11 protein-coding genes and 3 pseudogenes are annotated in these 10,912 nt (G+C 57.9%); 5 read left to right on the top strand and 9 right to left on the bottom strand.

All coding sequences use genetic code 11. From position 1 onward, the window contains the following. Positions 1 to 121 precede the first annotated feature (121 nt). The 4 genes and pseudogenes from KHO31_RS40110 to KHO31_RS31230 all read left to right on the top strand — a co-directional run. Positions 122 to 178, top strand: a pseudogene (locus KHO31_RS40110) (hypothetical protein); the annotation flags it as partial. A gap of 24 nt (positions 179 to 202) precedes the next feature. Next, on the top strand, positions 203 to 331 hold the full coding sequence (locus tag KHO31_RS31240; RefSeq protein WP_211624990.1) for a transposase domain-containing protein: 129 nt from the start codon (positions 203 to 205) through the stop codon (positions 329 to 331). Positions 332 to 416: 85 nt separating this feature from the next. Beyond that, positions 417 to 839, top strand: coding sequence for a hypothetical protein (locus KHO31_RS31235; RefSeq protein ID WP_236071566.1), 423 nt, complete (start codon positions 417 to 419; stop codon positions 837 to 839). 270 nt (positions 840 to 1,109) lie between these two features. Continuing rightward, positions 1,110 to 1,336, top strand: a pseudogene (locus KHO31_RS31230) (transposase domain-containing protein); the annotation flags it as partial. A gap of 335 nt (positions 1,337 to 1,671) precedes the next feature. On the opposite strand, the gene KHO31_RS31225 reads toward KHO31_RS31230, so the two are convergent. From KHO31_RS31225 to KHO31_RS31205, 5 genes are all read right to left on the bottom strand, one after another. Continuing rightward, entirely contained in the window at positions 1,672 to 2,814 is a 1,143-nt protein-coding gene (locus KHO31_RS31225) for a porin (RefSeq protein WP_211624986.1), read from the bottom strand. Positions 2,815 to 2,948: 134 nt separating this feature from the next. Then, positions 2,949 to 4,211, bottom strand: coding sequence for a TRAP transporter large permease (locus KHO31_RS31220; RefSeq protein WP_236071564.1), 1,263 nt, complete (start codon positions 4,209 to 4,211; stop codon positions 2,949 to 2,951). Between the two features lie 26 nt (positions 4,212 to 4,237). Then, the gene (locus KHO31_RS31215) at positions 4,238 to 4,786 is read right to left on the bottom strand and encodes a TRAP transporter small permease (protein WP_211624982.1); all 549 of its coding nucleotides are present in this window, start codon (positions 4,784 to 4,786) and stop codon (positions 4,238 to 4,240) included. Further along, positions 4,783 to 5,814, bottom strand: coding sequence for a TRAP transporter substrate-binding protein DctP (gene dctP / locus KHO31_RS31210; protein WP_211624980.1), 1,032 nt, complete (start codon positions 5,812 to 5,814; stop codon positions 4,783 to 4,785). The genes KHO31_RS31215 and dctP overlap by 4 nt, the downstream gene beginning before the upstream one ends. Positions 5,815 to 5,877: 63 nt before the next feature. Beyond that, on the bottom strand, positions 5,878 to 7,473 hold the full coding sequence (locus KHO31_RS31205; protein ID WP_211624978.1) for an alkaline phosphatase family protein: 1,596 nt from the start codon (positions 7,471 to 7,473) through the stop codon (positions 5,878 to 5,880). Between the two features lie 123 nt (positions 7,474 to 7,596). Between KHO31_RS31205 and KHO31_RS31200 the strand changes: the two genes are divergently transcribed. Beyond that, a complete protein-coding gene (locus KHO31_RS31200; protein ID WP_211624976.1) occupies positions 7,597 to 8,433 on the top strand; it encodes a helix-turn-helix domain-containing protein in 837 nt (278 codons plus the stop codon). A gap of 771 nt (positions 8,434 to 9,204) precedes the next feature. Here the strand turns inward: KHO31_RS31200 and KHO31_RS31195 are convergent. The 4 genes and pseudogenes from KHO31_RS31195 to KHO31_RS31185 form a co-directional block, all read right to left on the bottom strand. Next, positions 9,205 to 9,522 carry a hypothetical protein gene (locus tag KHO31_RS31195; RefSeq protein WP_211625006.1) on the bottom strand — a complete coding sequence of 106 codons (318 nt, stop codon included), beginning with the start codon at positions 9,520 to 9,522 and terminating at the stop codon, positions 9,205 to 9,207. A gap of 298 nt (positions 9,523 to 9,820) precedes the next feature. Then, complete coding sequence (locus KHO31_RS39765; protein WP_407945973.1) at positions 9,821 to 10,195, bottom strand: restriction endonuclease; 375 nt, start codon at positions 10,193 to 10,195, stop codon at positions 9,821 to 9,823. 37 nt (positions 10,196 to 10,232) lie between these two features. After that, a pseudogene (locus KHO31_RS40105) lies at positions 10,233 to 10,292 on the bottom strand (hypothetical protein); the annotation flags it as partial. Positions 10,293 to 10,333: 41 nt separating this feature from the next. Continuing rightward, positions 10,334 to 10,804, bottom strand: a complete 471-nt coding sequence (locus KHO31_RS31185; RefSeq protein ID WP_211624974.1) for an NAD(P)-dependent oxidoreductase — start codon at positions 10,802 to 10,804, stop codon at positions 10,334 to 10,336. Between the last annotated feature and the right edge of the window lie 108 nt (positions 10,805 to 10,912).

Below are 10,912 nucleotides of genomic sequence, written 5' to 3'. Positions count from 1 at the left end.
CGCGATAGCCAGCCTGAGAAATCATACGTTTATGCCGACACGGCGATCGTGAAAGGCCATACCCTCCATCACGGGCATGCACGACGCGGCATAATCGGGGAGTCGGCATAATGCGCTTGAGCGGCAGATCAGGCCGATTGCCCTCGGAAGGTCGAACTGGATGTTTGCGGCATCTCCTCGCGGCGCCCGTGCAGCTGCAACGATGTACTCACTCATCGGTACGGCTCGCCTGAACGGTGTCGAACCCTACGCGTGGCTTGAGCGAACGCTCGAACAATTGCCGTCGTATCCCGTCAATCGCGTGCACGAATTGCTGCCGCTCGCCCGCTAAAACACCTCTGCACATGGACATTCCAGACTCGCTTCGCCAGGCGCCTGGCGCCGAGCTCTATCGCCTCTATCTTGCGATCGGAAAAATGCTTGACGATCCCCGCCGCATTCTCGAAATACGTCAACGCCTCCATCTGGGGATGGCAGTCAACTACATTGGCGACAACCCGCTTGGTCCGCCGGCACAAGGCACGATTGTTGAACTCCGGCAAACCCAGGCGGTGGTTCAGGACAGCGCGACGCGACGCCGGTGGGGCGTGCTCTATGCGGCGATCATCATCCCGCAAACTTCAACTGGTCAGCCTCACGTCGAACCGGCACCGCCGTCGAGAACACAGCGCGAAGAGTTCTTCATCGGCGACACAGTCGGCTTCACCGACAAGCACCTGAGCGAACGCGTCGGCATCATCGTTCGGCTGAATGCGAAGACGGCCTCGATTGCCGTCAATGACACCGATGGTCACTGGCGTGTTTCCTACGCCTTACTGCGAAAAATCGTCGACATCTAGCCGCGGAGAACTACGCCGACGAGTTCCGCTGACGGATACAATGAAGGAGCGAGCGCTGAGCAGGATTCAGCCGCCGCAAGTAAAGAATCGTCGATATCGACCACCGGACCGCATCCTGCGGTTCCTAGAGTCGTTGCAATTATGTGCAGCTCGCCGAACCGCGAATCCTTGCGGATCGCTTCGGCGACTCGCATGGCATTATTCGACAGTGACGGACTCCGCATAATTTCTGGCTGCGCATTATTCCGGCAATGCACATAATTCCATTGCCGGAAAAACTACATGTTCGTCGGCTCCGACAGCGGAGGTAAGCGGGCTGCCGCGATGTATTCGCTGATTGGCGCCTGCAAGTTGAACGGCATCATTCCGCGTGCCTACCTGGACTTCGTACTGACTCACATAGCTGAGCATAAAATCAATCGCATCGACGAACTCCTGCCCTGGCGCGTAACCGACAAGCTCCGCAACAGACCAGCCCGCCGCCTCCTGATGCCTGACGCGACCGATCCAGATCGATCCTGTCCATGATCGACGATCATGGACAGGATCTCACCCGATCTACCCGTAACTCTCCCGGTCATCACCATGCCTCGCGCGCGTGCGAAATCGAGACCGGCCGTCGTGAGCCGCTTACCGGGTAGGGTCAGCAGAAAGGAGAGCACCGTGATACCCACGAGGTTGTTGAGTGATGCCGGCGGTCGCCGCCGGCTCGTTGTGTGCGAAAGACATGCCTGACGGTCCAGATAAGCCGGCATGGAATGTGTCACCGGTCACGCCGGACGCCAGTCACATCCCGGCAGGCCACGACAGCAATCGCCAGAACGAATGCCTGTCAAAAACGCGTTACCATCCCCAATGCGAGGACGGTCTCACTGAGACCCAGTGCGCCGGACGTCGCCGGCACAGCACCAAAGGGCGCATATGATCCATGTTCTTCGTTTTTCAGATACATGAGGTTTGCAAAAAGCGTGGAGCGCTTGGAAAGATAATAGTCGTAGCCAATTTCGTACATGTTGGCACCCGTTCCGCCGCCACTCGTCGCCTGGCCGGCAAACATTGCCGGATTCACGGTGACCTGGCCCGTCGGCGAAAATGCTAGCCCCTTAAGACTGCCGCTGCCACTGCCGGCGCGCGTAAACGCCACGTTGATGCCACTGGACCCGAATAGGTAGTTACCGAACAACGTCCAGTTGTTGACCCGAAGGGTCTCTTCGCCACCGCTTACCGCGCGTTCGTAAGATAGCTGCGTGAAAACCGCCCCCAGCTTTCCCCGTCCGATGGTCGCATCGCCATAAAGTGCCAAGCCCCGGTCGTTGGTATCCAATCCGCCATAGTCGTGATGCGTTTCGTAAGCGGCCATGATTGTGAACGGGCCACCGGTATACGAGCCACGCACCGAGAGCAGATGTGCCCCATTGCTGCCGGTTGATCCATCGTTCAGTGCATAGTGGATGCGAGCCTGGAAACCATGGATGACGGGTGACCAATATGCCACTGTATTGGTCTGCCGGCGCTCAAATGACGCTGGCACCTGTGCATTACCGACGGTATTGCCAATGCCATTGCCGAGCAACTGTCCTGCATCGAGCGTGGTACCGGGAAACGGCACGCGACTCAACAGATCCCGGAACGGGGTGTCCCACACGCCAAAGAACACCGTGCCATATTGCTGGCTCTCCAGCCCGACGCGCGTATTGCGCGAATTCACCGGATTGAATCCGGCCGGCTGTTGACCGTTCAGAAAGACATAGCTCTCGAGCTGGAAAATCGCTTTCAGTCCATCGCCGAGATCTTCCTTGCCCTGCAGGCCAAAGAACGATCCGTACGTCGCCAGTCGACTGGTATTGCTGGCCGGATTGCTTACCGCACTTGATGCATTCGCGCCGCTAACGTGGTATTCCTCGAATGCGTTCTGAAGTAGCCCATACATCGTCACGCTACTCTGCGCAGCGCAGGGGCGAACAATCTCCATCATTATGAATCCAGTTAGCACTACAGATTTTATATATTGCACGTCGTCTCCACTTTCTTAAAATCTTCTATCTGTCGAGGCATCCGCCTGGACCGCACAATCAGGAGAAAGCGTGGTCCGGGTTACTGTGCCTTCTATCAATGCATAAATTTTAGCGGCCAGAGCGGAATCACCGGGAAAATAATGATGAGCGCCAAAGCGAAGATGTTCGCGATCAAAAACGGAATGGTGCCTATGAATATCGTCCTGATTGGAAGATCCGGCATTACGGATTTCACCATGAACACATTCATGCCGACCGGCGGATGAATCAGGCCGATCTCGATCATCATCGCGATAAAGATACCGAACCAGATCAGATCGACACCCAGTGGCTGCACCACTGCGGCAAAGACCGGCACGGTCAGCAGCATCATGGAGACGGCTTCCATCACGGAGCCGAGCACCACATAAATCAGTACGATGATCAGAATGACGCCGATTGTCGGCAGGTGCAGCGACTGGATCCATGTCACCAGGGTGGTGGTGAGACCGGACAAGGTGACGAAGTTGGCAAACACCAGACCGCCAAAGGCGATGATGAAGATCATCGCGGTGGTTCGCCCCGCCTCGACCAGAGATTCCAGCAGGACGCGGCGGTCCAGCTTCCCACGCAGCGCAGTGAAGATCAGCGCGCCGGTGGCGCCAATACCGCCGGCTTCGGTCGCCGTAAAGATGCCACTGTACAGTCCACCCACCACGACGACAAACAAAGCCAGTACACCCCAGACCTTGGAGATCCGCCTGAGTCGCGTATGCCAGTCGGAGTAATCGCCGGCCGGCCCCTTGGCCGGATTGCGGTGGACCGTCCACCAGATGGCGGTCATGAACAGCAGCCCTAACAGAATGCCGGGCGTAATACCGGCAGCAAACAGCTTGCCAATGTCCTGCTGGGTGATGATGCCGTAGATCAACAGCGGCACACTGGGTGGAATCAGCGCACCCAGAGTCCCCGCCGAGCTAACGCAGCCGCTGGCGAGACTATCTGCATAGCGATGACGTCGCATCTGCGGCATAGCCACTTTGGTCATGGTGGCGGCGGTGGCAATCGAGCTGCCTGAAATGGCAGCGAAGCCGGCGCTGGCGAGTACCGTGGCGTAAGCCAGGCCGCCTTTCCGATGACCGAGTAGCGAATAGGCTGCGTCGTACAGCTCTTCCGCCAGATTCGCCTTGTAAATGAACGTGCCCATCAGGATGAACATCGGCACGACCGAGAGGGCGTCATTCGCCGCCAGCGCTGAAATCGTCTGTCCTGCCATGATCATGGCAGGATCGAAACCCCGGATGAGTGCAAAGAAACCGGCGCCGACGGTGAGCATCGCAAAGCCCAGCGGAATGCCGACGAACGCGAGGATCAGCACCGTGGCGAAACCCAGAAGTGCGAGTGTCATACCGACCTTCCCAAAACAGATCTGCGAAAACCGTGGATATGTGCCGCCGTCAGGGTCAGCGCCGCGAGTCCAGAAACGACCGACAGGGCGCACATGACATAGCTCAGCGGAGCGAGCGACCAGCCGAGTACCATCGTCGACATGCCGCTGATACTCAGGTAATGCCCTTCCCGCGCCAGTTGCCAGGCGATGGCAAAACAGGTCGCCACATTGAACAGGAGGATGACAAGGCGATGAAGCCAGCCACTCACGCCTCGCAGTTTGCCGTGCAGGATACTCACGTTGATGTGTTTGTCGTGGTAGGTCACGAGCGGAAACGCCGCAAAAATCAGGACCGCCATGGCAAACTGGACCATCTCCGAGCCGCCCTTGATCGGGGACGAAACCACATACCGCATGAAGACATCCGTGAACGTCAGCCCCATGATGAACAGGATCGCGGCGGCGACGATGCCCTGCAACACCCGCTCAGCCCCACTGATCCATTTGCCTTCGCTGGTCACGTACGAAACGTTGGTCTCCAGCATATTGATCTCCAGGCTCATTTTTTAGTCACCTCAACTGCATGTCGATAAAAGGCGAGCGCCGTTTTCCCGTCAACGTGTGACGCCGCGGCACGCTCTATCCACGCGTTTTCAATGGGTGCCGCGATCTGCCGCAACTGCTTCACGAACTTTGGCGATGCGACGCTGACCTTGAGGCCGTCGGCTTCAGCATTCTTCAAGGCCTTCGAGTTGATCTGATCCAGAGCACTCAGACGACGTGCGAATACTTCCCCCGACACACCAGCGATAGCGGCACGATCCTGCGGTGAAATCTCCTGCCACTTCTGTTTATTGAGAATCAGGGAAAAGCTGGGAGACGTCAGGCCTCCCGGTACCACGGTTTCGAATTTTGCGTAACGGATGACCTTCAGTGCGGAGGCATCCATTTCTGGAATGCCGGCAAAACCGTCCACCATGCCACTGGCCACGATCTCGCTCATCTTCGCGGCCGGAGTCGACATGACACCGGCTTGAGCAGACTCCATGACCTCGGCTGCAACCCCTGGGACAGCCCAAATTTTTTTGCCCCGCAAGTCCGCAACGGAATCGATCGGATGATTCAAGCCGTATATCTGACCGGCAGGGATGACGAATAGGGCCAGCAGTTCAACGTCCTTGTATTCGTCGGCAGGTTTGAAGAAGTCCTGATACGTTTCCCACAAGGCGAGCGACATCGACTGCGCTGATGCGGACCCGAGGGGCAGGTGTGTGATCTGCATCAGCGGCAACTGCCGATAGAAATTTCCATTGAAGATATAGGCGCCATCCACCACGCTACCAGTGACCGCCTCCCACATCTGTTGAGGCGCCGCGATGCTTGCAGGTGGGAAGACAACCTTGACCCGCCCTTGCGTCACCCGCTCCACATCCGCCGCCCAGGGCTTCAGAAGCCGTGTATTGATCGGGTGCTGCACCGGCAGATAGGTGTTGATCACCAACGTAGTCGAAGCCCAGGCCGACGGTAGATACAGGACACTGCAAAGCGACAGGGCGCACAGTCCCCATCGCAACAGAATGCGTTTAATCACGACGTCTCCTTGTGTTGTATTTTTTCCCGGATGCCTGTTTGGCCCTTGCCGGAAGTGCTTCAGCTACCAGGCGCAGATCTGAATGCCGGCTTCCTGCTCCTTGCGTGTCCAGGCGGACATGCGCTGGTAACTGACGGTGGGGTGTATCTTGCGGTGACGTAGCCAGTCAAACAGCCGCTCGCGCGCCCGCTCACGCACTCCCGCATAGTCGGGGTCGCCGCCCAGATCGTGGAATTCATCCGGATCGTTTTCCAGGTCGAATAGCTGCGCACGGAGATCATCAAAGAACACACACTTCCAGCGTTCGTCGCGCACCATATAACCGTGACAGCGATCGACAGGCTGCCCGATGGGGAGGCGCACAAAATCGCGGAACGCATAATTCATCTCGCTAAAGGCCGCGTCCCGCCAGCTCTCGATTTTTTCTCCGTGCAGAAGTGGCTGCAGCGAGCGGCCCTCGAGGATGTGCGTGTCCGGTTCCACCCCGAGTGCGGTAAGGATCGTGGGGACGACATCGATCGATTCGACCAGGCGTGATTGGACAGTACCCCGGGTGCCATCGGCCTCGCGTCGCGGATCGTAAATGATGAAAGGCACGCGTGCGACGGTGTCGTGGAACAGTTCTTTCTCTGCGAGATAGTGGTCCCCCAGGTAGTCCCCATGATCGCTGCAGAAGACGATCATGGTGTCGTCCAGACGGCCCGCTTCCTTGAGGTATGCCATCAGGCGACCGATTTCATCGTCGAGTTGCTTGACCAGCCCCATGTAGGCGGGAATTACATGACGCCGGATGGCCTCCTGGGAGAAGTTCCCCGCTCCGGAGAAGCTTTGGAAACCCTGCATCACGGGATGCGCATGCTCTCCGCGCTCGGCCGTGTGCTGCTTGACAGGCACGACGTCGTCCGCCGTGTACATGTTGTGATACGGCGCCGGCGCGACATACGGCCAGTGCGGCTTGATATACGAGAGGTGCAGACACCAGGGTGCCTCTCCCTGGGCGCTGATGAAGTCAATTGCGCGACCCGTGATGTAGGGCGTTTCGGCGTGCTCCGCCTTGACCTGCGCCGGCAGGTGAGCATGGCGCATTTCCCAACCCGACAGGATTTCTCCGCGAGGGCCTGCGGCCGAGTTGGCAAAGTCGTGCCAGGGGTTGTCGCTGTGATACCCGTGGCGCCCAAGAAAAGCAGCGTACTGATTGTGCTCGTTCACAAAACCCGGTGGCCAGCATCCATCGTCCCGTTCGAACGGCTCGAAGCCCAGTTCCGCCGCCAGCACCCCACGTTCACTGCGGGGATCAATGCCGAGCCGCTCCATGCCGGCAGAATCGACTTCCATGTGCGTTTTGCCGGCAACCGCAGTGCGAATGCCATGCGGCCTCAGATAGTCCCCAAGCCCTAACTCTCGCACCGAAGTCGGCACAAAATTCCAGACCGCACCGTGGCTGGTCACGTAACGTCCAGTGTAATACGACATTCGCGACGGGCCGCAGACGGGTCCCTGCACATACGCGTTGTCAAAACGCACGCCTTGTGCGGCAAGCTGATCCAGATGAGGCGTGTGCAGCGTCGGATGTCCATAGCACGACAGGTAGTCGCGCCGCAGTTGATCGGCCATGATGAACAGTACGTTGCGCACCGGCGAACGGGGCGGGTATTGCATCTTTGTCTCCGTGTATTGAGCGCTCTAGGGGAACGCGTCGGACTAACGATATTTTTTCGGCCTGTATTACTCAAGTGACTTTTGCTAAAGTTTCACCGTGTGAAACCCATCAGAGTAAACACCATGTGGACACCGAAAGTTAAGACCATTGCTGCGCTGGATAAGGGATTGACGGTACTGGACGTGGTCCGCGAGACCAACGGCGCGAGCCTGCACGAACTTCACCTGTACACCGGCCTCCCGAAGGCCACGCTGTTGCGTTTACTAGTCACGCTCGAACGACGCCAGTTGGTCTGGCGGCGGATTGCCGACGGTTTTTTCTGCCCCGGCAGTTCGGCAGACGCGACAAAGCACACGTCGGACGCGACCAATCGGCTTGCGCAGTGCGCCGCATCGGAACTGCATCGCTTGCAGCAGGCCATTCTTTGGCCGTCGGACTTGGCGGTGCGCAGCGGCACAAGGATGATGCTGTGTGAGACCAACCGCTCGCAGTCTTATTTCATGATTCGTCGTGACCGCATTGGCGTCCGTGTGAATATGCTGCGTTCGGCCATTGGTCGCGCGTTTCTGGCTTTCTGTCCTGACAAGGAGCGGGAGCACATTGTGGCGGGGCTTCGTCGAAGCAGCCGCCCTGGAGACTCGCTGGCGCGCGATCCAGCCTCCCTCGATGCCGTCCTTCAGCGAGCCCGGCGTATGGGCTACGGCGTGCGCGAAGAGTCATTCGGAGGTGACTACGACAGGTCGCGCGCCGAGCTGGATGACCGACTCAATGCGATCGCGGTACCGATCCTGAGCGGCGATACCGTTTTGGGCTGCATTACGATCGTATGGATACAAGGCGTTCGCACTGTCACGCAGATCGCCGCGCAGCACCTTGACTCGCTGCATCGCACTGCAACTGCAATTGCTGTCCGAATGGAAAATCAACAAGGAGGCAATAGCAGGGTACGAGACAAGTAACGAAGGCTTCTGTCCCGATAAGGCGGTCCGCTATGATGTGCGGAATAATATGAATGACTGAAAGCTCGATGAAGACGTTAAATTCGGCAGGCTCCGTCGCGCTAAGTCGATCAGGTAACGACCGCGATGGCGAGGGAGCGCGTCATTCTGGGAAGCTGAGGCCTCGATACGCCCTCTTTTAGCGCCGCTGGTTCTTCCGCTCTCATACTCGACTAACGCCGTGGAAATTGTCAATCACACTAACCATGTAACCCCCTGACGGGCTGCAAAACTGCGCCAATCAAGGAACGATCGTGTTCCGGGTTGCATCTTTGTGTCAATTCAGATTGACTTAAACTTGCAACTTCTCGGGAAATTGAACTAATGTTGGAACATTATTTCGGCCCGACTTGTTGCGATGAGAGAACCTGTTCCCCTCCCTGTTCAGCGTCTTCCCAAGCAGACACTACATCACGCTTGGGCACCGAAACTCCGCCGTCCCGTCATGTTTGTCTCAGCGACACAAGTTCGCCTGTGGATCATGCTCGAGGCCAATCCCGGCGTGACGAACTACTGCGAGCGACCTGCGCTATCTGTTCAGCCAATGATGGAGCCAATAGCTGACTTCTGGGTCATGCGTGACGGAGCAGAGCAGTGGCTGATCGTTGACGACAATGTCGATGGAGTACGTGCTCCTGGGGGATGAACAGGGTACGCGTTTATGCTCTGCAGCGCATAAACGTTCACCTCGTTTATCCCCCTACGACAGTGCAATATCTTCAGGACAGTGCTCTAGCTGCGTGGGCCGTAGATGTACTGCACGCCTTCTTCCGGCGTCAATCCTGATTGGTAGCAAAACTGAATATCGCGGATCGTTGCTTCGTTCGTGACATAGGGGCACCCAATCAATCCCTGTTCCAACGCCGCGAGAAACCAGTCGCCGGTCCATTGCTGCACACGCCGGATCTCTTCTTCCGGCAGCACGTCGTACATGAGGGACGATGCTAACGGCGTCACAGTTAGCGGATCCGGGCAGTCATCGGTTCTCTTCGCTTGCGGCAGGCTCATGGCTTGAATGACCGTGATGATATGATTTGAATGAGCAGGCATGAAGAAATCGTACGGTACCGTTGTCCAGGGCCCAGTGACAGCACTCGACCCCGCGTGCCGCGCAACGCGACGCGATTGAGCGTCAGTTCGTGACCGTCAATCGCGATGATCTTCGCCGCATCTGGCAGCCCTTCCAGACAGATACAGCTGCCCACTGCAAACGTCGACGCATCGGTGACGGTTAGTGTCGACGAACCGCCTTCTATCGCGCCGTGCACGACACCGATTTCGTCGAGCGAACCATTCGCGATGCACACCCAGCGGATGCTCGTGCCGGGCGCGGGATTCGAACGCCAAATCAACTGGCCGCTCGCAAAATTGCCATTGCTCGGCAATCCACCTGCCGCCATTCGTTTGCCAGCTTCGCGCCAAGTGACAGCAGCCGTCGTCGCAGCAGCGACGGAAGAAGAACCGTTGATGCGCGCTGTCGAATATGAGCTGGCAGCCAGATCCTTGAACCAGAGACGCGTAACGGGACTGCCTGGTTCGATAGACTCAGTTCAGCATTCTTTCCCCACTTGTCGGTGGTGGACACGATCAGGCGCTCGCTGAAACCGCGCTCGCCATCGCTTGTCGCGAACCACTTGCCCGAGAGGGACAAAAACGAATCGATCTCGGCCTTGTTGATCGGGGTGTCCGGATCGTAAAACTTGCACTTGGATGGCCCAGTAATTTCCGCTGTTGTGCTCTTTTGCGACCAGATCGATCCCCAGATCGCCGCTGAATTTGCTGGGCCACTCCGACCAAAGCCAGACATCGGATACGTCCACGTCATTTGAGTTACTTAAGGAGCCGAGACATGACGGGCCAATCAACGAATCATATGCTGAGCGGCAAGGCCGTTACCTACAAGGGCCGAGGTGGGTACGGGGTGTTGTTTTGCACTGAATCCTGACCCGAACGCTTTCGTGTCGACGAGTTGGACCCCGGGCGCAACCTCCAGACTTCCCGCGCCACCAACCACCACCAGACGTCTCACTCCTGCACGCGGTAAACCCGCGACCAGGGCGCGCGCCGAGCGAGGCAGCGTTTCCTGCAAATCACGGGTCATGGTGTCCTGTCCGGGACCATAGGCGCAAACGGCTGCGTCCGTGCCACGCGCGCAGAGTTCTATCGAATGTGGGTCGAGGATGTCCCCCATGATGACGCACACACGGTCGCGTTGTTCGGTATTTTTCTGCCCATGAGATATTGCGATGATCTCATGGTTACGGGTGAGCGCTTCGGCCAGCACACGAGAACCCACGCGACCGGTTGCCCCAAAAAGTGCAATGCGCATCATGGCACCTCGCTAAATGATCACGCGCCGTGGTTTCGCAACAGCGCGCCTCGAACTCCTGCCCTTGCCATCCGCGTGGGCGATGCGCAACTCCGCATCGGGTCGCCGACG

This window comes from Paraburkholderia domus (assembly GCF_905220705.1).
In the GTDB taxonomy this organism is placed as follows: Bacteria; Pseudomonadota; Gammaproteobacteria; order Burkholderiales; family Burkholderiaceae; genus Paraburkholderia; species Paraburkholderia domus.
The sequence above is the reverse complement of the archived record's forward strand: the minus strand, read 5'-3'. Positions and strand labels throughout refer to the sequence as shown.